Below are 25,683 nucleotides of genomic sequence, written 5' to 3' on the forward strand. Positions count from 1 at the left end.
ACCGCCCCGCATCCCTGCGCGGCGCACCGCATGCATACGGTGTCCGGGCGACCGGGCGTCCGGGCGTACGGAGGCCAGGGAGGCCAGGGGGCCAGGGAGGCCAGGGGGCCGGGCACCCGGACGTCCGGGCGCCCGGCCCTTCCCCGTCAGGAACTCAGCGGTGAGTCCGTCGGACCCGCCGGGCCGGAGCGCGCCGCGCCCGCGGCCTGAGGCCCGTTCGACCCGGCCCCGGTGCCGGCCCCGTCGCCGTCGTCGTCCTCGTCGTTGACGCGCGCCAGCACCGCGTCCCGGCCGGGGGTGTCCTCCGGCTTCAGGAACCCGATCACGATGTACAGCACCAGCGAGACGGCGAGCGGCACGGAGACCTGGTACTCGAGCGGGACACCGCCCGACACGTTCCAGTTGATCGGGTAGTTGACCAGCCAGAAGGCGAGCAGCCCCATCGCCCAGCTCACCAGCGCCGCCGTCGGTCCCGACTTACGGAACGGCCGCAGCAGGCCGAGCATGAACGGGATCGCGATCGGCCCCATCAGCCCGGCCACCCACTTGATGACGACGGTGATGATGTCCTTGAACGTGGGCGAGTTGACCTGGGTGGCGATGGCCATCGACAGCGCCAGGAACGAGATCGTGGACAGCCGGGCCGCCAGCAGCCCCGTCCGCTCCGACCAGCTGCGCGCCGCCTTGCTGAGCGTGGGGGCGATGTCCCGCGTGAAGACGGCGGCGATGGCGTTGGCGTCGGAGGAGCACATGGCCATCGTGTGGGAGAAGAAGCCGACGATGACCAGGCCCAGCAGGCCGTGCGGCAGCAGCTGTTCGGTCATCAGGGCGTACGAGTCGGAGGCATCCGGCTTCTGCGCCTCGACGAGCAGCGGAGCGCACCACATCGGGAAGAACAGGACCAGCGGCCAGACGAGCCAGAGGATCGCCGACAGCCGGGCCGAACGGGTGGCTTCCCGGGCGCTCGCGGTGGCCATGTAGCGCTGCGCCTGGTTCCACATGCCGCCGTTGTACTCGAAGGTCTTGATGAAGAGGAAGGCGAGCAGGAACGTGACGGTGTACGGCCCCGCCGTCGGCGACGCGTGCCCCTCGGGCAGCTTGTCCCAGACCGTCCACAGCGCGCTGAAGCCGCCGAGCTTGCTCATGACGGCGACGAGCATCGCGAGGCCGGCGAAGAGCTGGATGATGAACTGCCCCAGTTCGGTCAGGGCGTCGGCCCACAGCCCGCCGACCGTGCAGTAGATACCGGTGATGACGCCGGTGATCAGGATGCCCTGATTGAGGGAGATGCCGGTGAAGACGGAGAGCAGGGTGGCGATGGCCGCCCACTTCGCCCCGACATCGACGATCTTCAGCAGCAGCCCGGACCAGGCGAGCGCCTGCTGGGTCTTCAGGTCGTAGCGGTTCTTGAGGTATTCGAGCGGCGACGCGACGTGTAACCGGGAACGCAGCCGGTTGAGCCGGGGCGCGAAGAGCTGCGCTCCGATGCCGATACCGATGGCGATGGGAAGTGACCACGTCACGAACGAGGTGACGCCGTAGAGGTACGCGATGCCCGCGTACCCGGTGAACATCACGGCGCTGTAGCCGGACATGTGGTGCGAGATGCCGGACAGCCACCAGGGCATTTTGCCGCCGGCGGTGAAGAAGTCGCTGACGTTGTCCACACGCTTGTGCGACCAGAGGCCGATCGCGATCATCACACCGAAGTAACCGACGAGCACGATCCAGTCGAGGCTGTTCATGTGCCCCCTCCAGGGGTCCGCCTGATGAACTCGAAGCACTTCGTCGGTACGGGGCGTCCGGGCAGCGGTGCCCCGTGCGGGAGCAGCGGTTCCCCGTGCGGGAGCGGGGACAACGGGATTGAACAGCGTGGTGCAGGGCGGGTCAAGGGTCCCTCGGGGCATCGCACGGCCGTCACAGGTATGAACGCAGATCAGAGAAGCGAACGATTTTGCCGTCTCTTGACCGGTCGAAACGTTGTCGCGTGCGTGACACGCGCAACACGATGAGCGAGCACTTTGTCGGAACTCGGTCAGACGCAGGGGATGCGGGTCCCGCGCGCGGAGACGCGAAGGGGGTGAGGCGCGGGCGGAAGCACGGGTCGCGGAGCCGTGAACGAGCGGAGGCGCGGGTTGCGTGCGGCGGCGCACGCGCGCACACGACCGAGCCCCCTCGGCCGGGACGGCGGGCCTGAGAGGGCTCTACGCGTGGTGCGGGTGCAGGGCGGTGGTGGTCAACCTCGGCCGAACTCAGCCGAGGTCGAAAGCGCCCTTGTTCATTTCCTGCACAAAGGCGTTCCAGGAAGAGGGGACGAAAGCGAGCGCGGGGCCGGCGGGAGCCTTTGAATCCCTGACGTCAATGCACTGGACGACAGGAGACCTGACCTCCACGCACGCCCCGTTTCCGCCGGAGTACGAGGACTTGGTCCACGTGTCCGTAGCGCCCTGAAGAATTGCCATGTTCGCTCCGGTTCAGCAAGTGATGTGAATGCGCGCCAACACCTCGCTGGCTTGATCAACGCTACTCGTCTCACTCGTTGGGCGGGATCGGCGTTCACTCTTCCGGATGGCGTTTGCGTTAAAGGTCTTACCGGATTGGGGAGTTCGGGTGTACCGTGCCCTCGCTTCTGTGGGGTTAATGTAAATACCCGTCATTTCCGGGCAATGCGGAAGGTGGGTGGCGGAGCGGAGGCAGCGGTGGCGGCGGCCCGGGAACCGGCCAAACGGGGCCGGTGTTCGTGGTTGCTCCGGTGGTCTTCCACGGCAGCCTTCCACGGCCTTGGCGGTGCCGGTCGTCCCGTCGGCGGCGTCGGCGGTCGCCACGGCTCAGAGGGCGTATTCCTTGGCGATCTTCGAAATGAACTGCCGGCTCTGGTCGGCGTTCAGCGCCTGTGCGCGCAGGTGCTCGTACATCACGCTGTACCGCTGGACGTCATTCGACTTCTCCAGGTAGAGGTCGCTCGTCACACCCTCGATGTAGACGACGCTGGAGTCGGACGCGTCGGGGAATTCGAGAATCGCGTAGTGGCCCGTGATGCCGGGGTGCGCGCCCATCTCGAAGGGAAGTACCTGCACGGTCACGTGCGGCAGCTCGGACTGCTCCATGAGGTGTTCCAGCTGTTCCCGCATCAGGGTCCGGTTGCCGACGGCCCGGCGCAGCGCCGCCTCGTCGACCACGGCCCACAGGCGCAGCGGGTCCTCGGTCGAGGTGATGCGGTCCTGGCGGCGCATCCGTACCCCGACGCGTTTCTCGACGTCGAGCACGGGTGACTCGGGCAGCGCGCCATTGATCAGCGCCTCCGCGTACGGCTTGGTCTGGAGCAGCCCGGGAATGACCTGCGGCTCGTACACCCTGAGCGAGGCGGCGTCCGTTTCCAGGCCGATGTAGACGCTGTACGGGATGTCACCGAAAGCGTGCCACCATCCCTGCTGGCGCGAATCCTTGGCCATTTGCATCAGCGAGTCCACGATGCGCTGGTCCTCGACCTCGTAGACTCCGCAGAGGTCGCGGACGTCCCGCTGACTGATGGAACGGCGGCCGTTCTCCAGGCGGCTGATCTTCGACTGGGACACCAGAAGGCGCTCCGCCACTTCTTCGGCGGTCATGCCTTTGAGTTCGCGGAGCCGGCGCAACTCCTGGCCCAATCGGCGTCGCCTGACAGTGGGATTGACGTTGGACGCCACGGAAACTGCACCTCCGGCTGCATAGCTGTACGTATCTACTGCTCAGCAGATTGCCACCAAAGGCCCTGGCCTCGCTGGGAAATGGCGACAGAAGCGAATACAACGGTGCGCGGAGACGGCCGCGCGCCGGGCCGCGCGCTGGGGCGCCGGGGCCGGATGCGGCCGGTCGGGTCCGGCCCGGGGACCGGGGTCGGGTCGAGGTCGGGGTCGGTATCGGCCCACGGTTCGGTACAGGTCCGTAACAACTTCGGGTGCCCGTACGCGCCTTGGTGCGGCTTCTCGGGGGCGGCCTGCGGGGCTCCGGGGGCCTCGGTGGACGGCGGTGGACGGACAAGCGGCGCGCGGGGCGGCCTGGCTGTCGGCCAGACCGCCCCGCGCGCTGTGTGCGGCTCCCGAACCGGCTCTGGGGACGTCGGTGCGGCGGATCGGTGTGTTGCTGTATCGCGGTGTGTCGCGTTGTGCGTGCGGTGGGTCGCGGTGGGTCGCGGTGGGGATCATCCGTCGTCCGCCGTGCGTGCCCGCCGCGTCGCGCTGACACGTGGCGGGGGCACGGACACTGGTGCGGTGTGCTGCGGTGGTGATGCTGCCGCGGTGCCGGCTGTGCTGTTGTGTTTGTGCGGCGTCGCGCTGGGTGACGTCCGCTGTACGGCGTCGTGCTGTGCTGTACGCCGGCCTTGCTGGTCCTGCTGGTCCTGCTGGTCCTGCTGGTCCCGCAGTGCCGCGCCCGTCAGTGCGCCGGGACGCGGGCCATGCTGCCGTGCCGCGGCTGCGACGGCACCCCCGATGCCGGCACCGCCGGTGCCGACGGCGTCGCCCTGCCTCCGCCCGCGGGAGCGCCGGACGCGCCCTGGGCGGTGTTGCGGCGAGGCTGTGCGCCCACACCGTTCTGGACGTCCATCACGGCGTGTGCCACGAGACCGCCCATGGGGTCGTGCCGGATCAGGTCCCGGAGCCGGGAGCGCGAGGAGCGCCCCTCGTTGCCGGGGTAGAGGTGCTTGCCGAGTCCGACCGCGTGGGCCAGCGCGGCGAGCGCCGCGGTCCGCGGGTCCGGCGGCACACCGGTGCGGATCGCACTGTCCAGCCGGGTTCTTATCTCCCGGCTGATCGCCGTCTCCGTCGCCTGGTAGCGCGTTGTCGGCAGCACTCCGCACATCTGGCCCTCGACGGCGTGCACCATGCCGCACCGTTCCAGATGTGAGAGGTAGGTCTGGCGCAGCCCCAGTCGGGGCCCGCCGATCCAGTGGACGGCCCGAACCGGGCTGCCGCGCCTGCGCAGCAACTCCAGTGCGGAGTCCAGAGTCGGATCTCCGGTCGGCCGTGGCATCACCACGGCGATACGATCCCCATCAGGGGCTATCCGTCCTGCCAGAGCCAGCTCCACTAGCTGTGCTCCGGCCAGGCCGAGGTCGAGCGACTGCGGCTGCGCTGTGGTACCCGTGGCCGGGTCCAGAGCGAGCAGCAGAAGCTCCTCCGGAATTGTTCTGCGGCTCCTGCCCATCCATGCCTCCCCGCGTGGATGAATGACAGGGTGACCCCTCTCACAATGGTCTGTCGAGAGTGCCTGGGTGCTTTGTGCGGGAACCGTTATGTATGTCGTTCTCGTCTAGCACGTAGGCCGAGGTGTCGGAGCGGGACACTGGTAGACGGTTCGGGCAGTCGGACCGTGCGGTACGGCGGTACGACGGATGAGACACGAAGGAGACACGGTGGCGGGCGAGTCCCCCGGCAAGTCGGAACAGCGGAAGTCGTCGGGGGAGACGACTGAAGGTGAACGGGATCCGCGGCTCGCGTTCAGCGGGCCGTCGACCGTGGCGGCGGAACGGGATTCCGCCGTGCCGGACTCCCGTTCCGCCGTGTCGACAAAGGTCGCGACTGCAAATCGAGCGGATTCCGGAGACGAGGACTCCACCGTCTCCGAGGGGGCTGAAGAACCGGACAGCAGCCGTATAGCGGCTCGTTCGGAAGTTCCGGAGAGCCGCGCCGGGGAGACGTCCGGAGGAAAGTCCGAGGACGGAAAGCCCGGGGACGGGTTGACGGACGAGGCCGGGGCGGGGGGCGCGGAGAAATCCGGGGACGGACCCGAGGAGAAGTCAGGAGAGAAGTCCCGGGAGACGTCCGGAGGAAAAGCCGGGGAGAAGCCTGGGAAGGCGTCGGGGGGGAAGTCCGGGGAGACGTCCGCCGAACAGCTCGGTGAGACCGACGAGTCGGGCGAGCCCGCCATGTCGGGAGAGTCCGCAGAGTCCGCCGAGTCCACCCGGTCCGGTGAGTCCGACAAGGCGGAGAGCCCGGTGCCCGACGCGGCGACTGAGGCCACGGAGGCCGACGCCGGGGAAAGCGCGGCGGAGGGCCGGAAGAAGGCCGGCGCGGCGGCGGACGAGAAGGACGCCGCGCCCGGCGGGACGGCCGGCGAAGGCGGTGCCGGAAACGCCACCGGAGCCGGCACCACCGGTACGGGGACCGGCTCCCGTGGCGACGCGAGCGGCAAGGCCGACGAGGCCGCTGACGCGGCTGCCGGGACTACCGGGACTACCGGGGGCGACAAGGCTGACGGCGGGGACGTCGAGTCGCGGGTCGATCAGCCGACCGCCGTCTTCACCTCCCGGCCCAAGCCGAAGGCTGACGGCGGCGGGGACGGCACGGCCGATGGCGGGGACGTCGAGTCGCCGGTCGATCAGCCGACCGCCGTCTTCACCTCCCGGCCCAAGCCGAAGGCCGATCAGCCGACCACGGCACTCAAGCTGCCCCCCTCGTCCCGGGACGAGAAGAAGCACGAGCCGAACGGAAAGGCCGAGCCGGGCGTAAAGGCCGAGCCTGACGAGAAGACCGAGTCCCCGGCCGAGCGCACGAGTACGTTCGTGCCGCTGCGCCGGGACGACGACGTGCGCTCCGTGGACGCCAAGGCGGCCGCGAAGGCGCAGCCCGCCGCCGCCCCCATGCCCACGTCCTCGGAGCCCTCGGAGCCGCCCAAGCCCGGCGGGGGCGCCGAGCCCCCCGCCGCGGTGACCTCCGCGATCCCCGAGGCCGAGCGGACCCGGCAGCAGCCGATGCCGCCCAAGCCCCCGCTCGACCTGCTCGCCGAGCTGACGAACAAGCCCGCGCCGCCGGAGACCCCGGTCCGCGTCGCGGTCCGCCGGGTCAAGATCTGGACCCCGCTGGTCCTGCTCGTCCTGATCATCTTCGCGATCGTCCAGGCGGTGCGCCCGCTGCCCGACCCGGCGCTCGGCCTGACCGCCGACTCCGAGTACACCTTCGACGGCGGCAAGCCCTCGCTTCCGTGGCCCGACGAGGGGCAGGGCGCGATGTCCGTGTCCGGCCTGGGGAAGGTGGACGCGTTCGGTGAGGAGAAGCCGGTCCCGATCGCCAGCGTGACCAAGACGATGACGGCGTACATCATCATGCGCGACCACCCGATGAAGCCCGGCCAGGACGGCGCGCGGATCACGGTCGACGCCCTGGCCGAGAAGGAGGGCGGTTACGACCAGACGGACCAGGAATCGACGCTGAACACGATCAAGGAGGGCGACAAGCTCAGCCAGAAGGACGCCCTCAGCGCGCTCATGATCCCGTCCGCGAACAACGTGGCACGGCTGCTCGCGCGTTGGGACGCCGGCTCGCAGGAGGCGTTCGTCAAGAAGATGAACGCCACGGCCAAGCAGCTCGGCATGACCAACACCACGTACACCGACCCCTCGGGGCTGGACGCGACGACCGTCTCCACCGCCGCCGACCAGGTCAAGCTGGGGCTGGAAGTGGTGAAGTATCCGGCGCTGCTGGACATCACGAAGCTGCCGAGCTGGACCGACCCGTCGGGCAAGGCCCACCGCAACTGGAACACCCTGGTCCCGTACGACGGAGCGCTCGGGATCAAGACCGGTACGACCACCAAGGCGGGCGGCAACCTGCTCTTCGCCGCGAAGAAGGATGTCGGCGGGACCGACCAGTATCTCGTCGGAGCCATCCTCGGCCAGCACACCGGCGGCTCGATCATCGACATCGCGAACGAGCGGAGCAAGACCGTGATGCTCGCGACGCAGGAGCTGCTGGAGTCGCGGACGGTGGTGAAGAAGGGGGACGTCGTCGGTCATGTCGACGACGGTCTGGGCGGCCTGACCCCGGTCGTCGCCACGAAGGACCTGAAGGCGGCCGGCTGGGCGAGCCTCAAGGTCGCCGTGGAGCTGACCGACGGCGGAAAGACGATTCCGCACACGGCGGAAGCGGGCACGGTCGTCGGGAAGCTGACGGTCGGCTCCGGCCCCGGTCAGGTCTCCGCTCCGGTCGCCCTCCAGAGCGACCTGGCCGAGCCCGGGTTCGGCGCGAAGCTGACCCGCGTCAGCTGATCCGGCCGTTCCGACGCGCCCCGGTCGTACCGGCTGAGACGCGTCGGGCGGTCTGCGCCACCCGCGTTCGCGGTCGGCGCGCGACTCGCGTACGCGGCCGGGGCGGGCATCCCTACGGAGCCCGCCCCGGCCGCGTCGCGTGCTAGCGTCCCAAAACGACCCATCTGGTGAGCCGTCCCGGGCTCACGGCCGGCCGGTCGGGCAACTGCGGGGCGCGGGGACGGCGTCCCCACCCATGACCTGGCCGCGCCGAAGGCGGGCGGCCGGCACACCGGGCGGTCGGAGGACAGCCGGCCGCCGGGCAGTGACCTGCTGCCGGACTGTGACCGGCCACCGGGCAGTGACCGGACGGTGAGACGAAGGACGGGGAGTGCCGCAGTGACCACCGCTGAGCCGACGCGCGCCACGGGCGGTAACGACTCCGACGGGGGGACGAACGACGCCTCCGATGCCCGCGGCGCCTCGGGCCCACCTGATGCCCGCGGTGCCGCCGGTGCGTCTGTGACCGCCGATGTCTCCGAAGCCGCCACCGGGCCGCGAATAGAACCGCCGCCACCCGGTGCTGCCGCCGGAGCGGGCCCGGTCCGGGAGGAAGCGTCCGGAGCGGACCCGACCGGCACCGGCTCCCCGGCCGCCGGCACGGCCACCCGCACGGCAACGGACGCGGCCCCGAGGGCCACCGCCCGCCTCCGCGCCTGGCCGGCCGCCCGTCCCGTCCTGTTCACCACCGTCGTGGCCGCCGCCATCCACCTCGTCTGGTTCCTCGTCTTCGCCAACAGCGGCGGCGACATCGCCGCCCAGGACGCCTGGGCCGAGTTCGTCGGCCGGCACCCCGACTCCGCGTACAACCTCGCCTGGTACGGCGGGATGCACCCCGTCTCGTACAGCGTCGTCTCGCCGTACCTGATGTCCCTCCTCGGCGTCCGTACGACGATGATGCTCGCCGGGACCGTGTCCGCCGCCCTGATGGCGCTGGTCCTCGTCCGCGTGCGGGCCGTCCGTAACCCCGTGGCGTGTTCCCTCGCCGGGGTCTACGCCTTCTTCTGCAACGCCATGTCGGGGCGGGTGACGTTCGGCCTCGGCATGATGTTCGCGCTCGGGGCCGTCGCGGCGGTGTTCTGCTGGCCGTACCGCTGGCGCACGAAACGCTGGGCCAAGGCCGTCGTCGCCGCCGTGTTCGCCGGGACCGCGACGGCCGCCAGCCCGGTCGCCGGGCTCTTCCTCGGGGTCGTCGCGGCGGCGCTCTTCCTCAACAAGCGGCGGCCCGGGGCGTACGCGCTCGGCCTCGCCCCCGCCGCCGTCGTCGCGCTCTCCGCCTGGCTCTTCCCCTTCTCCGGCACCCAGCCGATGTCGATCGGCTCGACGTCCCTGCCCTTCCTCACCGCGGTGCTGGTGTTCCTCCTCGTCCCCGTGCGGTGGCGCACGGTCCGCACGGCCACCGCGGTCTACGGTGTCGGCACGCTGCTGACCTGGGCGATCGACTCGCAGATCGGATCCAACGTCTCCCGGCTCGCCATGGTCGTGGGCGGCGTGGTCCTGCTGGCGGCCCTGCCGTACACCGCGCCGCGCTCACGCCGCTGGTACGCCCTCGTGCTCGCCTTCGCCGGCGTCTCCTTCTGGATCGGTTTCAAGGGGGTGGACGACATCGTGCGTACGGCTCCCACGGCGTCCTGGACCCGGGAGCTGGCACCCCTGGTCCACCAGTTGCAGCGCGCGGGCGCGGAGAAGGGCCGGGTCGAGGTGGTCCCGGCCAGCAGCCACCGTGAGTCGTCCGCGCTCGCCCCGTACGTCAATCTCGCCCGTGGCTGGAACCGCCAGGCGGACATGGAACGCAACCCGCTGTTCTACGACGACACCCTGACGTCCGACAGCTACCGCGACTGGCTGGACCGCTGGGCGGTGCACTACGTCGTTCTCCCCGCCGGCCGGCCCGACCGGGGCGCCGGTCAGGAGACGGAACTCGTCGAGCGGGGCCAGCCGTACCTGAAGCCCGTCTGGAGCGACGCCAACTGGCGCCTCTTCGCCGTCGAGGACCCCACACCGCTCGCCGACCCGCCCGCGACGGTGGACCGGGCGGGCGCGGGGGAGCTGACGATCCACGTGAAGTCGGCGGGCCGGGTGCTGATCCGGATCCCCTACTCCCCGTGGCTGGGCCTGGTCGACGCGGAGGGCAAGAGCGTGCCGCCGCCGCGGCAGACGGCGGAGTCGCGGGCCGACGAGAACGGACCCAGGGTCTTCACCAATCCCAACGGCTGTCTGATGAAGGCCGAGCCGACGGCGGAGGGCGACGAGTGGACGGAGCTGCTGGCGCCGCGGGCCGGGGTGTACCGGCTGGCCGCGCCGTACCAGCTGCCGCGCGGGACGGGCTGCCCGGAGGAACTGCGCTGAGGAACTGTGCTGAGGACGGGAGCGGTTGCCGTACCGAGCAGTTCCACGAGGTCGCGTTCCACGAGGTCACATCCTCCGTCACCGGGCCGGTCGCGGCCCGGTGAGCCCGACCGTGGGCCTTGACCTTGGGTCAAGGTCAATCAATGTTCAACCAATCAATCGCTTCACCTGCCGGGCGACCGCGCCGTAGACCATAGTGAGGCGATATGACGCGCGGTCAGACACAGACGCAGACGCAGACCCGGATACGCACTCCTACGGAGCCGGGCGACGAGCCGGGCGGCGGGTCCGGCGGCGGGTCCGGCGGCGGGTGGAACGAGGGCGGTGAAGCCCGGTCGGGTGGTGTTTTCCCCCCTTCCCACTCACGCGGGCGCGTGCTGGCCACGGCGATCGCCACGGTGGTGGCGCTCGGACTGGTGAGCGCGGCTGTCGTGCTCGTCGCCGGTGCCGGGTCGGGCGACGGCACGGACAGCGGCGCGGCTCGCACACCGCCGACCCGTGTCGCGCCGCCGCAGCTGCCGGGTCTGGACGGGCCGGGCGACGCGACGGACGACGCCACACCACCACCGTCGTCCGACCCGTCGGGCCAGTCGTCCGATCCCTCGGACCAGTCGTCCGAACCGTCCTCGGGCGGGGAGTCGGACTCGGAGTCCGGTGGGGCCCCTTCGATGTGGGCGGGTCCCGGTTGCACCGCCCCCTCCGGCCGCTACCGGGAGGAGGGCAGGTTCGAGAACGGCGAGGCCGCGTGGTACACGGTGCGCGAAGGCGGCCACCAGGGCGATTCCTGCGACGGCCGGTTCTCCGCGGTCCCGATGTCCGGCAGCGAGGACCGGGACGGCGACTCCAGTGCCACCTGGTCGTTCGAGCTCGGCAAGGCGTACAAGACGTACGAGAAGTGCGCCCTGGCCGTCCACGTACCGGACACCGGCCGCGACCGCGACGTGGCCGGCCGGCCCACCTTCTACAAGGTGCTGGCGGACCCGTCGGACGACCACTCCACGTACGCCGCCTTCGCCGTACGGCAGACCGTGCACCGGGGCAGCCTGGTGAAGGTGGGCAGCTACGCGGTCAAGGGCGACACCTTCACGGTGCGGATGCTGGACCGCGGGCAGGACTGGGGCCGCGAGGAACTGGTCGGAGCCCACCACGCGGCGGCGCAGATGAGGCTCGACTGCCGGTGACGCGCACCGGCCGGACCCGTGGCGTCCCGGGAGTCACGTACGAGGAACGCGTACGAGGACGGACGCGTCCCGGGACGGCGCGGGGGCCCGCCCCGGCGGCCCGGGACCGGCTCCGGCCGCCGCCCGGGGCGGGGCGTGGGTCTCGTCGCGGGGCCGGTCGTGGTCCGCGCGGCCGGTCCGCCGGCGTCACACTCCGGACAGCGCCACGGGTTCGGACCGGCGGGCGATCGTGGCCGCGACGATCTGCTGGGCCAGCGCACCGAGCATGACGGGGCCCACGCCGCCCGGGGCGGGGACGACGACACCGGCCACGGTTCCGGCGGAGTCCACGTCCACCCCGCCGACCAGCTGGGGCAGCTGCCGGTCGGGGTCCTTCCGGCTCCTCCTGAAGCCCGTGAAAACGGGGTTGAAATCGATCACGACGGCCCCGGGTTTGATCCAGTCGGCGGTCACCACCGCGGGACGCTGGAGAGAGACCACCAACAGGTCGGCCGATCGCGCCAGTTCGCGGGCCCTGGGATGGGTGACCGGGACGACACAGCCCGAGGCGTTGGGCGGGAGCGCGGCGAACGCCGCGATCCGCGCCACCATCTTCGCCACCGGATTGGTCTCGGTCAGCTCCGGGTCGGTCAGGACGACGACCTCGTGCCCCTCGGGGTCGTAGTCGATGTCGGCGAGCAGGTGCACCACGGCGGTCGGGACGACGGGAATCCGGGTGGGCGCTTGGTCGCTCAGCGGATTGAGCCGCATGACGTGGTCCAGGTGCAGCCCTTCGGCCTCCTTGGCCGGGTCGATGGCGGCCAGCACGGACCGGATGTCGAGGTGGTCGGGGAGCGGGATCAGGACGAGGATCACGTCCACCTCGTCGTCCTTGTTCAGCCGCTCTATCAGGGCTCGCAGCGTGTCCCAGTCGGTGCTCGCGGCGAGTTCGTACGGGCGCACCTGGAACCCGGTGTCGGCGAACAGCTGCTGGTGCAGCCGGAAGTTGACCGGCAGCATCGGGTCGTCGTGGTCGACTCGCAGCAGTGCCACGGTCGGGACCACGTCGGCCTCCTTGGCGGTGCGCGCGGCCTGGTCGAGCAGAGTGCGCTTGAGGGCGTGGCCGGTGGCGATACGAGCGGGCAACGGGATTCCTCTCATGGTTCCCCGGATCTTCAGCCCGGGACGGCGATGTGTGGAGCAGTACGGGCGGTGTGCGAGGAGTGGGCGACGTGCGTGGGGCGAGTGATGCGTGTCGGATGGGTGATGCGTGTCGGATGGGTGATGCGGGCCGGCCGGGGCCCGTGCCGAGGCGTGCCGCCCGTGCTCAGGGCGTGCCGGCGGGACCCAGGGCGCGGTCGAAGGCCGCGCCGAGGTGCGGCAGGTGCTCCGGGCTCCGGATCATCGAATAGTGGTCGCCGGGCACCTGACGGACCTCCACCCGGCCCGAGCTGTGCCGGGCCCAGAGGCCGCGTTCGGTCCTCCGGATGTCGAGGGCACGCATGATGGCCCGGTCCTCCTCCTGTTCGGCGGCCAGGACGACGATGTCCCCGGCGAGCGGCCGGTCGGGGAACCAGCGCTTGAGAGCCTCGTGGTTGTCCTGCCATGTGTGGAAGAACCCGGCCAGTTCGGCCTTCATGGCCGCCGACCACGTGCCGTCGGCGAGCCGCTCGATGACCTCTTCGACGGACCGGGGCGGGACGGTCTCCGCGGCTTCGGCGCCGGCCTCCCCGGTCCCGGGTGCCGAACCGGGAAGGATCTTCCCGACGAGGGCGGGGAACGCGGCCAGGAACGCGGCGTCGTCGGCCGAGCCGCCGATGTACGCCTCGGGCGGGTGGGAGTCGAGCAGTACGATCCGCTCCACCTCCTCCCCGTCCCGTTCCAGCTCCGCCGCCATCTCCAGGGCCACGCTGCCGCCGAAGGAGTACCCCGCGAGCAGGTAGGGCCCCTGGGGCTGGACCTCACGGACGAGACTCGTGTACAGCCGGGCGAGGTCCCGGACGGAGCGGTGCCGGCCGGGCTGCCCGGAGGGATGCGTCAGCGCCCACAGGGTCCGTTCATCCCTCATGTGGCGACTGAGGTCGATGTAGGCCACCACGGTGCCGCCGGCGGGCGGCACCATGAACACGTGTCCCGGTGCGGAGCCCTCCCGGATCCTGGAGAGGAGGTGGCGGAAGCCGGCTGCCCCGGCCGTTCGCGTTGTCGCTGCCGACACCGCCGCCGAGGCCGACGACACCGGCGCTGACGCGGGCGGGACGGGAGAGCCGGCATCGGAAGCGGGGCCCGCGAGACCGGCCATGTGCGCCACCACGGCGGAGAGGGTGCGCAGACCGTCGAACTCCTCGAAGCTGAGCGGCAGTCCGGTGGTGTCCCTCAGCAGCGTGACGGTTTCCACCGCGCGCATCGAGTCGAGCCCCTGGTCGTAGAAGTCGTCGTCCGGCCCCAGCTCCGGGGCGTCGAGCATCCGAGTGATCACCTCCCGGACCCGCTCCGCGAGGTCCGGCTCGGAGGCGGGGGGCTGTGCCGGGGGCCCGGACCGCTGTGCCTGCCGTGCGTCGATCCAGTGCCGGCGCCGGCGCATCGGGTGGCCCGGCAGCGCCACCCGACGGGCGTGCGAGCAGTCACCGGCCGACCGCGGGTCCCGTGGTCCTCCCGCCAGCCAGTCGGCCGCGGCCGGATCGGCCGGCGGGGTGCCGCCGGACGCGAGCTCCCCGAGCAGATCGACGAGTTCGGCCACGGAGCGGCACCGCAGCGCGGCGCGGGCGGCGAAGTCGGTCCGGCCGTGGGCGAGCGTGAAGACGATGTCGTCCAGGCGGGCGTCGGGCCGGACCCTCAGGTGATCGCGCAACTCCCCCGCCAGGGTGGTCAGGGCATCGGTGTCCCGTGCGGACAGGAGCGCCAGGCGGGAGCCGGCCGGAGCGGGCCGTTCGTCGACCGGCGGCGGCGCGGCCAGAACGACATGGGCGTTGGTGCCGCCCAGCCCGAAGGAGCTGACGGCGGCCGCGCGGAGGGGCGCGGCGGGCCGTACCGGCTCCGCCGAGACCCGGTAGTCGGCCAGGTGAGCCTCAAGGGCCGGTCCCGGGGCGGTGAAGTCGGGCTGACCGGGTATGACCTGCTCCCGGAGCACCAGGACCGTTTTGATCAGGCCGGTGACTCCCGCCGCGGCGTCGAGGTGCCCGAGGTTGGCCTTGACGCTCCCCAGATGGCATTCCTTCGGGGGCTCCCCGTCGGCGGCGTGCGCCGAGGCCAGGGCGCGTACCTCGATCGGGTCCCCCAGGGAGGTGCCGGTGCCGTGGGCCTCGACGTAACCGATGGCGTCGGCCGGAAGGCCGGACACCGCTATGGCCTCGCGGATCACCTCGACCTGGCCCGCGGCGCCGGGCGCGGTGAACCCGACCTTGTCGGCCCCGTCGTTGTTGACCGCGCTGCCGCGGATCACCGCGCTCACCCGGTCGCGGTCGGCGACCGCGTCGTCGAGACGCCGGAGGACCACGACGCCGCACCCGCTGCCGCGCACGGTGCCGTTCGCTCCGGCGTCGAACACCCTGCACCGGCCGTCCGGCGACAGGATGCCGCCCTCGCGGTACAGATAGCCGGCCTTCTGCGGCACGGTGACGCTCACTCCGCCCGCCAGCGCCATGTCGCACTCGCCGGCGAGCAGCGCCTGCGTGGCGAGGTGGACGGCGACGAGCGAGGACGAACAGGCCGTCTGGACCGTCACCGCCGGGCCGGTGAGCCCGAGCCGGTGGGCCGTCCTGGTGCACAGGAAGTCCTTGTCGTTGCCGAGCAGCAGCGGATAGCTGATGCCGTCGGGCGGCAGTTCCTCACCGGCCGCGATCAACCCCAGCAGGTACGTACTGAGGCTGCTGGAGCCGAACACCCCGATCCGTCCGTCGAACCGGCCCGGTGGGTGGCCCGCGTCCTCCAGGGCGGCCCAGCAGGTCTCCAGGAACAGGCGGTGCTGGGGATCCGTCAACTGGGCCTCCCGCGAAGGGATGCCGAAGAACTCCGCGTCGAAGAGGTCGATGTCCTCCAGCGCCGCGGCCATGGGCACGTAGGAGGGGTGTCGCGCCAGGTCGTCCGGGACGCCCGCCTCGCGAAGCTCCTCATCCGTGAACCGCCGGACGGCGCGCTCGCCGTTCAGCAGGTTCCGCCACAGCTCGGACACCGACGCGGCTCCCGGGAACCGGCCGGCCATGCCGATCACGGCTGTCGGCGTGTCCTGGCCGCTGGTCTCCTCATTCACCCGTCATCTCCCTTTCCGTGCCGCTTGTTCCCATGCCGTCGGGGCCGTTCGCGCCCGCTCCGAAGCCGTCGGGGCCGTCCGCGCCCATGCGGTCGGGGCCGCCGCCGGACGCCGGCCCGTTACGGGATGTGGCGCGCGCGGCACGCCTGCGGTCGCCGCCCGGCGGTGTCCTGCGAGTGACGGCCCGCCCGCCGGAGCGCCCGCCGGTCCGCCCGCCCGGACGTCCTCCGGTGAGCGCGCCGTCCGCGTCCGGCCGGTTCAGGCGGGCGGCGAGCAGCCGGGGCGTCGGGTACTCGAACAGCTCGACGACCTCGAGCCCCTCGGCCCGCAGTTCCCGGGTCAGGCGGCGGTGGACCTGTATGACGTGCATCGAGTTGCCGCCCGCCTCGAAGAAGCTGACGTCGGGTCCGACCGTGTCCCGTCCGATGACCTCGGACCAGATCCTGGCGACGGCGCCCGTCGTCGCGTCCGCCGGGTCCGGCGCCGGGCCGTTCCGGGTACCGGACGGGGCCGGCAGCGCGCCCGTGTCGACCTTGCCGTTGACCGTCAGCGGCAGTTCCCCGACCCGGACGTACAGGGCGGGGAGCATGTACACCGGGAGCCGGTCCAGCAGCCGGGCGCGGACGGCGGCCTCGGCCGGAATCCGCTCGTCCGCGACGATCCAGGCGGCCAGCAGCGGTTCGCCGCCGTCGGGCGTGTGCACCGCCACGTGGGCGTCCTTCACTCCGGGTACCCCGCGCAGCGCGGTCTCCACTTCGCCCAGCTCCACGCGGTAGCCGCGCAGCTGTACCTGCCGGTCGATCCGGTCCAGGTAGACGAGGTTGCCGTCCGGTCTGACGTAGGCCCGGTCCCCGGTCCGGTAGGCGCGGTCCCCGTAGGGCGTCCCGGTCAGGAAGCGTTCGGCGGTGAGGTCGGGGCGGCCCAGATAGCCGCGCGCCACACCGTCACCGGCGACCAGTACCTCTCCCGGCACCCCGGTCGGGCAGCGGTTCAAGTGGCGGTCGACGACGGAGATCCGCAGGTCCGCGAGCGGTTTCCCGATCACGCCGCTGTCCTGGTCGTCCACGGTGGCCGGGTCGATCTCGTGGAACGTGGTGTGCACGGTGGTCTCGGTGATTCCGTACATGTTCGCCAGCCGGGCCCGGTCGCCCAGCAGCGCGGTCCAGGGCCCCACGGTGCCGGGACGGAGCGCCTCGCCCCCGAAGACCACCCAGCGCACTCGCAGCCCGGCGGCCAGGTCCTCGTCGAGCGCGTCGGTGAGCCTGCGGAACGCCGACGGGGTCTGGTTGAGGACGGTGACGCCCCGACGCACCAGCATCCTGGCGAAGTTCACGGGGGAACGGACGGTCTCGTCGTCGGGCACGACGAGCCGTCCGCCGTGCAGCAGGGCGCCCAGCATCTCCCAGACCGCGAAGTCGAACGCGTAGGAGTGGAACAGGCACCAGACGTCGTTCTCGTCGAAGTCGTAGTGCTCCGACGCGGCGGCGAACAGCCGGGTCACGTTGTGGTGGGTAACCTCCACGCCCTTGGGCACGCCGGTCGACCCGGACGTGAAGATGATGTAGGCCACGTCCTCGGCGGACGGTCCCCGGCCGGCGGCGCGCTCCTCGCGCGGACCGTACCGGTCCGGCCGGTCGCGCGGGCCGGGAGCCGCCTCGAGCAGCTCCGCCGGGGAGAGACGGCGCCCGACGACCGCGTCCGGCAGAGCGGCGCCGGCGACCAGCGTGATGCTGTCGAACTGTCCCAGGATGTGCCGCAGCCGGCCGGCGGGTGCGTTCGGGTCCAGCGGTAGGTACGTCCGCCCGGAGCGCAACACCCCCAGCAGTACGGCGACGAGTTCCCGGCCGCGTGGCATGGCCACGGCCACGTGCGCTCCGTGCCCGCCCCGGTCCAGCGCGTCCGCGACCCGGGAGACCGCGCCGTCCAGCTCGGCGTACGTCCACGCTCCGGTGCTGTCGGTGACGGCCGTTCGCTCCGCGTGCTCTCGGGCGGTGGCGGAGAACCACGCGTCGACGCTCTCGGGCTTGTCCTGCGCCCGGTAGTCGTTGACCAGTTCGTCCAGCCCGCGGTCGGCCTCGGGGTCGAGCACCGCCATCGCGGACAGGGGCACCAGCGGATCGGCCACCGCGGCGCGCAGAACGTTGACCAGCATGGCCGCGGGGTCGGCCGGGGCCAGCCGGGCGGTGTACTCGACGCCGAGGGTGAAACCCCCCTCGCCCTCACGGACGTTGACCGCCAGGGGATAGCGCACCAGGCTCCGCGGTACGAAGAGGGTGTCGGTGGTGCAGCCGGGCAGGTCGAGCGGATAGGCCTTGCGGTAATGCGTGATCGCGTTGTCCATCTGGAGCGACGGTGTCCGCCGCCCCTCGAACACCTGCGGCGCGTGCTCCGTGAGGTCGAGCAGCTTGTGCCGGAGCATGGTGCGGATCCGCACCGAGACGAGGTCGCACAGGTCGGCGAAGGTGGGGACGCCGTCCAGGTCCAGGGCCAGCGGGAGGGTGTTGATGAAGTACCCCAACGCGAACATCTGCTGCCAGTTCCGCCGGGTGGCCATGGGGACGCCCACCACCACGTCCGGCCGGCCCGTCAGAGCGGACACGACCACGGCGTGGGCGGCGAGGAAGAACGTGTAGGCCCCCGACTGGACGGTCAGCTCACTGGAGCGGAGGGCCGCGTCGAGGTCGGGCGGAAGCGCGATCTGCCGGACCACCCCGGGCAGCGCGCCGTCGGCCCGCCGTTTCTCGCTCAGCTCGTCGTGGGAGAGCCGGGACACCCCGCTGAGCAGCTCGCGGTACGCGCTCACGGCGGCCGCCGTCCGGTGCGGGCTCATCGTGTTCACCGGCTGGTACCGCAGCCCGGCCAGATAGTCCGGGCTCAGGCGCTGGTCCCGGTACAGCTGCGACGCCATTTCCGCGATGTTGAACATCGTGATGGCGTCACTGACCAGGTGCGTGCACACCACGCTCAGGTAGCCGGCGTGGCGGCCCCGGTAGAGGGTCACCTCGTACAGCGGCCACTCGTCCGGGGTCCTCGGCCGGTCCGCCGTGCGCCCGGTCTCCGCCGCGACCGCGGCGGCCTCCGACGCGGCGTCGGGCCCCCCGGGGGCGTCCAGGATCCGCACCACCGGCCGCCCGGGGTGCCGGTGGCCCACATCCCCGTCGGGCCCTTGCCGGAAGACCAGGTTCAGTCCGACGCTCTCGGAGAGGATGTACTCGAGCGCGTCCCGCAGCCGCTCCGCGTCGAAGTCGCCGCGGACGCGCTCCGCGTGCGCCAGGGTGAACGCGGTGTCCCCCGGGTAGAGCCGGTGATACAGCACCAGCTTGCGCTGTTCGGCGCTGAGGCTGATCTCCTCCGCCATGGGTCCCCTCCCGGTGGGTGTGACGGCCGGTACCGGCCACGTACAGGTATCTCCCGGGAACCCCCGCCCCTGCTACGCGTACCGGCCCTGGACTTGACCGTCATAACCACGCCGGACAGGGCGCGGAAACCGTATAGCGTGCCGCCATGTCTGCAGAGGGCGCTGAAGGCGCACGGACGCGAGGGACCGTTCCCGGCCCCGGCGGGACCGGCAAGCTGTTGGACGGACTCGAGGGGGGACGGTCGCGGCTGGTGACCGTGGAAGGCGGGGCGGGCTGCGGGCGCAGTACCGTACTGGACCGCTTGGTGGCGTCGGCCGTGGAGCGGGACGGACTCGGCACGGCGCTGGTGCGGTGCGGGCGGGAAGAAGCCTCGTCCGACTGGGGCGTCGTACGGCAGTTGCTCGACGCGCTTCCCGGACCCGTCGACCCGTCCCGGGCGCCGCACCGGCTCGCGCTGCGCGACGAGAACTGGTTCGCGGCGGTACGTGAGAACGACCCCTGGGAGATCTGTCAGCGGCTGTACTGGCTGCTCGCGGAGCGGGCGGCGGAGTGGCCACTGGTGCTGGCCTTCGACGATGTGCACTGGTGCGACGCGTGGTCGCTGCGGTTCCTGGGGCATCTGGTGCGCCGACTCCACCAACTGCCGGTGCTGCTGGCCGTCTCCGTCGACCCCGCGGAGCGGTCCGCTGCCGACGGGCTCCTGGCGGACGTGGTGAACGCCCCCCAACGGCTGTGCTGGTCACCCGGTTCGCTGGGACGTTCCGATGTCGCGGCGCTCGTACGGCGATTCCGCGACGACGACGGCGACGCGGTGGTGGACGCCTGTCTGGACGTGACGGCCGGCGTGCCCGGCCTGGTCGCCGAGGTCCTGCGCGCGTTACCCCGCGCGACGGCCGGGGAGACGCCCGCCGAGGCCGTACGACGGTGCGCGCCGCCCGCCGTCGCCACCGCCGCCCTGTCACGGGCCGCCCGGCACGGTGCGGACGCCGCACACGGGTTGAGGGTCCTGTCGGTGCTGCGTAGTCCGGTGCCCGCCCGGCAGGCGGCGCGGCTGCTGGACCTGGGGCCCGCCGAGGCCGCCGACACGCTGGCCCTGCTGGAGCGGCTGGGCTATGTGTCGGTCGGCCCCGAAGGGGTGCTGGTCGCGCCCGAGGTGCTGCGGCGGGCCGTCGGACAGCGGCTGAGCCCGTCGGAGCGGCACCGGGCGGAAAGCCTGGCCGCCGGGGTGCTGGCCGGCCGGCCCGAAGCGCTGAACGAGGCGGCGGGGCACCTGCTGGCGGTGCTCCCCGAGGGCGACGCGGGGCACGCGGAGATCCTGCAGGCCTCCGGCCGCCGCATGCTGGCGGCCGGCCGCTACCCGGACGCCGCCCGGCTGCTGCGCCGGGCGTTGGAGGAGCCGCCGGCCGACGACCGCAGGGCGGAGGTGCTCGCCGATCTGGGCCTGGCCGAGCTGTACCGGGACCCCCGCTCCGCCACGGGGCACTTGCGGTCGGCGGTGGCGGGAGCGCTCTCGCCCGAGGAGCGGCTGTTGTGGAAGATGCGGCTCGCGCACGCTCTGGCGATCACCGGAGAGGCCGCCGAGGCCCACCGGGTCCTGTCGTCGGAGCTGGAGCGGACCCCGCTGCGCAGCAGCCACGAGCTGATCCGGCGCGCCTCGGCGGAACTGTTCTTCCTCGCGCTGAGCGACGACGGCATCGCCCGCGTACGGCACCGGCCGGCCGGCGAAGGCGGCCCCGGGGGCGTACGGCGTCGGAAGCCGCCCGTACCGGAGGAACCCCCGCTGCCCGCACGGGCGGTGCGGCTCTCCCGGGCCTCCAGGGCGCTCGCGGGTGCGTTCGCCTGCCGCCCGTCCGGCGAACTCGTCGAGGGCATCCACGAGGCGCTGTCCAGCGGGCCGGAACCGACCGACGAGAGCAGCATGGGCTGGCTGGCCATCGGATCGATCCTGCTGTGGGCGGACGATCTGACCGCCGCCGAGCGGGTGTTCGGCCGGGCCGCGGAGGAGGCCGAGCGGTGGAACGCGCCCCTGCCCAGGTACACGGCGCTGTGGCTGCACGGCCTCGTCTGCGTGAACGCGGGCCGGCTCGACGAGGCCGGGGCGCTCACCGCGACCGCGGCCGGCCTGGCGCGCGCACGTCCCTGGGACGTGTGGCGGGCCGGTCCGGCCGTCGTCGCCATGCGTCTTGCCGAGGAGCGGGGGAGCGGACCGGCGCCCGCCGCGGGACCGTTCGCGGACGAGCCGGGCGGGGACTTTCCCCGGCTGTGGGTCGCTGACCTCGCCCTCGCGGGGCGGGGACGGCTGCGCGTGGTCGAAGGCGACACGAGCGGGGGCCTGGCGGATCTGCTGGAGGCCGGCCGACGGCTGACCGACATCGGCTGTCTCAATCCGGCGATGTCGGCCTGGCGGTCGGCCGCCGCCCTGGCCCTGGCCGGCCTCGGCCGGGCCGACGAGGCACATCCGCTCGCCGAGGAGGAGGTGCGGCTGGCGCGCGCCTGGGGGGCTCCGCGCGCCCTGTCCGTGGCCCTGCGTCGGCGGGGCGTGCTGCGCGGTGGTGACCAGGGGCTCAAGGACATCGGGGAAGCACTGTCGCTGCTGGCGGACGGCCGGTTCCCGCTGGAGTCGGCCCGCGCCCTGCTGGCCCGGGGCAGGCTGCACCGCTCGCGGCGCGCCCACGAACCGGCCCGGGACGCGCTGACCGAGGCGTACCGGCTGGCCGGGAAGTGCGGGGCGGAACGACTGTCGGGCCGGGTACGGGAGGAACTCCTCGCGGTGGGCGGGCGCCCCCGGGTCTCCCGGCCGGGCGACTCCCCGCCGCTCGCACCCGGCGAGTGGAGGGTGGCCCGGCTGGCGGCGAACGGCGCCACCAACCAGGAGATCGCCGGGCACCTGTACCTCGCGCGCCGAACGGTGGAGGCGCATCTGACGAGCGTGTACCGCAAGCTCGGCATCCGCGGCAGGAGCCAACTGCCCAAGGCCCTGGAGCGGTTCGGCGAGGTTCCCGTGGACGGCGGCGACGGCGCCGCGCCCATGGTTACGGAAATCGTTGCGGAGCGACCACGATGACCCTCTCCGCCCCGGCCGTTGTACTGGGAACGACGCCCTGGCGCGACGGAAGGCATAGTGGATTATGAGTGAGGTACACGAGGCCGGCACCGCCTCCGCGGCCGACGGCCGGACGCCCTTGGTGGTCGCGCTCGACCGGGCCGGTACCGGCATGCTGCCGCTCGTCGGTGGTAAGGCGGTCAACCTGGGGGTGATGACCGCCGCGGGCCTGCGGGTACCGGACGGTGTGTGCGTCACCACCGAGGCGTACCGCCAGGTGACGCGGGAAGCCAGGTTCGCCGTGCTGGCCGAGAAGCTGTCCGCCGTGCCGCCGGGCGACACCGTGGCGCTGTCCGAGCTGGCGGGGGAGATCCGCGACGCCGTGCTCGGCGCCCCGGTCCCGCGAGCGGTCACCGAGGCGCTGACGGCCGCGTACCGGGGGCTGGGAAGCGACGTGCCCGTGGCGGTGCGGTCCTCGGCGACCGCCGAGGACCTGCCGTCGGCGAGCTTCGCCGGCCAGCAGGACACCTACCTCAACGTGGTGGGCGAGGACGCGGTACTCGACGCCGTCCGTCACTGTTGGGCGTCTCTGTGGACGGACCGCGCGGTCGCCTACCGGGCCACCAACGGAATCGACAACCGCAGCGTACGGCTGGCCGTCGTCGTGCAGCGGATGGCCGGCGCCCGGGCCGCCGGGGTGATGTTCACCGCCGACCCGGTGTCGGGACGCCGGCACTGGGTCACGGTGGACGCCGCGCCCGGGCTCGGCGAGGCCGTCGTCTCCGGGGCGGTCAACCCCGACCATTTCGTCGTGGACACCACCGAGGACCGGGTCGTCGAGCGCCGGCTCGGTGACAAACGGCTGGCTGTGCGCCCCCTGTCGGGAGGCGGCACGGAGCACGTCGAACCCACCGACCCCGACACGGCGGCCCATGCCTGCCTGGACACCGGCGAACTGCGGCGGCTGGTCGCACTCGGCCGGGACGTCGAACGGCTCTTCGGCGGCCCGCAGGACGTGGAGTGGACGCTGGACACGGAGGGCCGGTTCTGGCTCACCCAGTCCCGGCCCGTCACCACGCTCTACCCGCTGCCCGTCACCAACGCGCGCGGGGACGAGGAGATCCGCGCGTACTTCTGCTACAGCATGGTCTGGCAGGGCATCCAGGGGCCGGTGACCCCGGTGGGACTGTCCGCGCTGCGACTGGTCGCCTCCGGCATGGCGCGGCTCGCCGGACTGCGCGTCCCCGACCCGTACGACGGTCCCGCCGCCTACGCCGAGTCCGGCGGCCGCATGTTCCTGGACATCACCACCGCGGTGCGCGGGGCGGGCGGCCGGACGGCGCTGCCCAGCCTGCTGAAGATGGTGGACCACCAGACGGCGGAGCTGGTCGGCGAACTCTTCGATGACCCGCGCTTCGCGGTGACCGACCCGTCCAGGGCGGGACTGGTGAGACGGCTCGGACGGATCGCGCTGCGCGCCGGGGTGCCGCTGAGGGTGGCGGAGGCCGTGATCCGGCCCGCTGCGGCCCGCGACCGGGCCGCGCGGGTGGGCGCCCGGCAGGCGGAGCGTTTCGTGCTCCCGGAGACCGCCGGAGCCGGGCAGCGCCTGGACACGGTGCGGCGCATCCTGCTGGAGGGAATTCCCGCGCTGTTCCCCCGCATGGTGCCGATCCCGGCCGTCGGCGGGGCTGCCCTGGGGATCGCCCTGAAGCGGTTGGGCGAGGAGGTGACGGAGGAGGAGGGCCTGGCCCTGCTGCGGGGCCTGCCCCACAACGTCACCACCGAGATGGATCTCGAACTGTGGCGGCTCGCCGTCCGGATCCGGGAGGAGCCCGGGACCGTACGGCTGCTGGGAGACCACTCGCACGACGAACTGCTGCGGTCCTACCGGGAGGGCACGCTGCCGTCCGCGCTCCAGCGGGGACTGACCGCGTTCCTCGACCGGTTCGGCCACCGGGCGGTGGCCGAGATCGACCTGGGAGCGCCGCGGTGGGCCGACGCCCCCCAGCACCTCTTCGGGGTCCTCGCCGGCTACCTGTCCTCGCCCGCCGGTGCCGCGTCTCCGGAGAGCCAGTTCGCCGACGGCGCGAAGCAGGCCGAGCGGACCGCGGGGGAACTCGTCGCCAGGGCCCGCGCACACGGTCGGCTGTCCGCCGCCGTGGTCGGGTTCGGCATCCGGCGTGCCCGGCAGTTGCTGGGACTGCGCGAGATCACCAAGTTCTACTCCGTTCTGCTGGTGGCCCGGGCCCGTCGTGAACTGCTCCTGGTCGGTGAGCACCTGGTGGCCGCCGGGCGGCTCGACGCGGTCGAGGACGTCTGTTTCCTCGACCTGCGGGAGGTCGGGGAGGCGCTGGCCGGAACCGTTGTCCGCGACCGGATCGAGCGACGGCGCGAGGAGTACGTCCGCGAGGGGCGTCGTCGGCATGTGCCGCGGATGCTGCTCTCCGACGGCACCGAGCCGGCCCTGGCCGCCGGCGAGGACGGGACGCTGCGGGGCGCGCCCGCGTCACCCGGCTCCGTCACGGGCCCGGTCCGGCTGGTGTACGACCCCGTCGGCGTCAGTCTGCGACCGGGGGAGATCCTGGTCGCGCCGTCGACCGACCCGGGGTGGACCCCGCTCTTCCTCACGGCGGGCGGGGTGGTGCTGGAGACCGGCGGCGTGAACTCGCACGGCGCGGTGGTGGCACGGGAGTACGGAATTCCGGCGGTCGTCGGTGTGCCGGGGGTGCTCTCCGCGCTGTCGGAGGGGCAGACCGTCACGGTGAACGGGACGGCGGGCTCGGTGTCGGCCGAAGAGCGGCAGTCCCCGGAACCGGTCGCGCCCGGCGGTTCCGCGGCGTCCGCCGTACCGGCCGGGCGGACGGCGGAGGGGCGGGGACGGGATGTCTGAGCGCGGTACGGAATCCGGAGGTGTCTCGCCCGCCGTCACCTGGGGCTTGTTGGCCGCCTTCGTGGTGCACGATCTGGAGGAGCTGGCCACCATGCCCGGCTGGGCCGAGGCCCAAGTCGACCGGTTGCGGGAGGCCTGCCCGCGGGTACCCGAACGGGTCTGGTCCGCGATGCGGGTGACTCCCGGACACGCGGCCACCGCCATCGGCCTGATGGGGCTGGTGGTCGCGGCGGCCTCGGCCGACGGAGCGAGGACCGGCGGGAAGTCCGCCTTCTTCCAGACCGTACTGGCCGGGTTCGGGCTGCACGCCGTGTCGCATGTGGCGCAGAGCGCAGGCCTGCGCGGGTACACGCCCGGAGTGGTCACCGCGCCGCTGGTGGTCGCCCCGTTCTCCCTCTGGGCCTGGCGGGAACTGCGGCGCGGCGGTGTGCTCAAGGAGGTCGACACGCGGGGCGTGGTGACGAGCGCCGCCCTGTTCCCGGTGGGCATCCTCGGCGTGCACGCGGCGGCCTTCGGGGTCAGGCGGCTGGCCCGCGGAACCGCCCGGGCCCGCCCGGCGCGCCGCTGAGGGGAC

13 protein-coding genes are annotated in these 25,683 nt (G+C 72.5%); 6 read left to right on the top strand and 7 right to left on the bottom strand.

Annotation, left to right across the window (positions count from 1 at the left end; translation table 11 throughout):
- Positions 1–146: 146 nt before the first annotated feature.
- From IG02_RS0121890 to IG02_RS0121905, 4 genes are all read right to left on the bottom strand, one after another.
- Positions 147–1,745 carry a sodium:solute symporter family protein gene (locus IG02_RS0121890; protein ID WP_051765477.1) on the bottom strand — a complete coding sequence of 533 codons (1,599 nt, stop codon included), beginning with the start codon at positions 1,743–1,745 and terminating at the stop codon, positions 147–149.
- A 507-nt stretch (positions 1,746–2,252) separates the two neighbouring features.
- The gene (locus IG02_RS0121895) at positions 2,253–2,462 is read right to left on the bottom strand and encodes a DUF397 domain-containing protein (protein WP_030750712.1); all 210 of its coding nucleotides are present in this window, start codon (positions 2,460–2,462) and stop codon (positions 2,253–2,255) included.
- Positions 2,463–2,828: 366 nt separating this feature from the next.
- Positions 2,829–3,686 (bottom strand): helix-turn-helix domain-containing protein, encoded by an 858-nt coding sequence (locus IG02_RS0121900; protein ID WP_030750715.1) that lies wholly within the window; start codon positions 3,684–3,686, stop codon positions 2,829–2,831.
- A 727-nt stretch (positions 3,687–4,413) separates the two neighbouring features.
- On the bottom strand, positions 4,414–5,184 hold the full coding sequence (locus IG02_RS0121905; RefSeq protein ID WP_030750718.1) for a GOLPH3/VPS74 family protein: 771 nt from the start codon (positions 5,182–5,184) through the stop codon (positions 4,414–4,416).
- 208 nt (positions 5,185–5,392) lie between these two features.
- On the opposite strand from IG02_RS0121905, the gene IG02_RS0121910 reads away from it, so the two are divergent.
- The 3 genes from IG02_RS0121910 to IG02_RS0121920 all read left to right on the top strand — a co-directional run bounded on the left by IG02_RS0121910 (position 5,393) and on the right by IG02_RS0121920 (position 11,592).
- Positions 5,393–8,023, top strand: coding sequence for a hypothetical protein (locus IG02_RS0121910; RefSeq protein ID WP_030750721.1), 2,631 nt, complete (start codon positions 5,393–5,395; stop codon positions 8,021–8,023).
- A 501-nt stretch (positions 8,024–8,524) separates the two neighbouring features.
- Positions 8,525–10,411: an MFS transporter gene (locus IG02_RS0121915; protein WP_420707781.1), complete on the top strand. Its 1,887-nt coding sequence runs from the start codon at positions 8,525–8,527 to the stop codon at positions 10,409–10,411.
- Positions 10,412–10,785: 374 nt separating this feature from the next.
- Complete coding sequence (locus IG02_RS0121920) at positions 10,786–11,592, top strand: adhesin (protein ID WP_234314854.1); 807 nt, start codon at positions 10,786–10,788, stop codon at positions 11,590–11,592.
- Between the two features lie 186 nt (positions 11,593–11,778).
- On the opposite strand, the gene IG02_RS0121925 is transcribed toward IG02_RS0121920, so the two are convergent.
- From IG02_RS0121925 to IG02_RS36765, 3 genes are all read right to left on the bottom strand, one after another.
- A complete protein-coding gene (locus IG02_RS0121925) occupies positions 11,779–12,717 on the bottom strand; it encodes a tetrahydrofolate dehydrogenase/cyclohydrolase catalytic domain-containing protein (RefSeq protein ID WP_051765479.1) in 939 nt (312 codons plus the stop codon).
- Positions 12,718–12,898: 181 nt separating this feature from the next.
- Positions 12,899–15,817 carry a beta-ketoacyl synthase N-terminal-like domain-containing protein gene (locus IG02_RS37920; RefSeq protein WP_051765481.1) on the bottom strand — a complete coding sequence of 973 codons (2,919 nt, stop codon included), beginning with the start codon at positions 15,815–15,817 and terminating at the stop codon, positions 12,899–12,901.
- On the bottom strand, positions 15,810–19,175 hold the full coding sequence (locus IG02_RS36765; protein WP_030750732.1) for a non-ribosomal peptide synthetase: 3,366 nt from the start codon (positions 19,173–19,175) through the stop codon (positions 15,810–15,812). The genes IG02_RS37920 and IG02_RS36765 overlap by 8 nt, the downstream gene beginning before the upstream one ends.
- A gap of 146 nt (positions 19,176–19,321) precedes the next feature.
- On the opposite strand from IG02_RS36765, the gene IG02_RS0121940 reads away from it, so the two are divergent.
- The 3 genes from IG02_RS0121940 to IG02_RS0121950 all read left to right on the top strand — a co-directional run bounded on the left by IG02_RS0121940 (position 19,322) and on the right by IG02_RS0121950 (position 25,677).
- Complete coding sequence (locus tag IG02_RS0121940) at positions 19,322–22,240, top strand: helix-turn-helix transcriptional regulator (protein WP_078854689.1); 2,919 nt, start codon at positions 19,322–19,324, stop codon at positions 22,238–22,240.
- A 64-nt stretch (positions 22,241–22,304) separates the two neighbouring features.
- Entirely contained in the window at positions 22,305–25,109 is a 2,805-nt protein-coding gene (locus tag IG02_RS0121945; RefSeq protein WP_063756831.1) for a PEP/pyruvate-binding domain-containing protein, read from the top strand.
- Entirely contained in the window at positions 25,102–25,677 is a 576-nt protein-coding gene (locus tag IG02_RS0121950; RefSeq protein ID WP_051765484.1) for an HXXEE domain-containing protein, read from the top strand. The genes IG02_RS0121945 and IG02_RS0121950 overlap by 8 nt, the downstream gene beginning before the upstream one ends.
- Positions 25,678–25,683: the final 6 nt, after the last annotated feature.

It is taken from the genome of Streptomyces sp. NRRL F-5135, assembly GCF_000719775.1.
GTDB classification, from domain to species: Bacteria; Actinomycetota; Actinomycetes; order Streptomycetales; family Streptomycetaceae; genus Streptomyces; species Streptomyces hebeiensis.

What these genes read in the sequence shown, in the direction of transcription:
- IG02_RS0121950 (WP_051765484.1), top strand. Translation starts at nt 25,102, where the DNA reads ATGTCTGAGCGCGGTACGGAATCCGGAGGTGTCTCGCCCGCCGTCACC.
- IG02_RS0121940 (WP_078854689.1), top strand. Translation starts at nt 19,322, where the DNA reads ATGTCTGCAGAGGGCGCTGAAGGCGCACGGACGCGAGGGACCGTTCCC.
- IG02_RS0121945 (WP_063756831.1), top strand. Translation starts at nt 22,305, where the DNA reads ATGAGTGAGGTACACGAGGCCGGCACCGCCTCCGCGGCCGACGGCCGG.
- IG02_RS36765 (WP_030750732.1), bottom strand. Translation starts at nt 19,175, where the DNA reads ATGGCGGAGGAGATCAGCCTCAGCGCCGAACAGCGCAAGCTGGTGCTG.
- IG02_RS0121905 (WP_030750718.1), bottom strand. Translation starts at nt 5,184, where the DNA reads ATGGGCAGGAGCCGCAGAACAATTCCGGAGGAGCTTCTGCTGCTCGCT.
- IG02_RS0121895 (WP_030750712.1), bottom strand. Translation starts at nt 2,462, where the DNA reads ATGGCAATTCTTCAGGGCGCTACGGACACGTGGACCAAGTCCTCGTAC.
- IG02_RS0121890 (WP_051765477.1), bottom strand. Translation starts at nt 1,745, where the DNA reads ATGAACAGCCTCGACTGGATCGTGCTCGTCGGTTACTTCGGTGTGATG.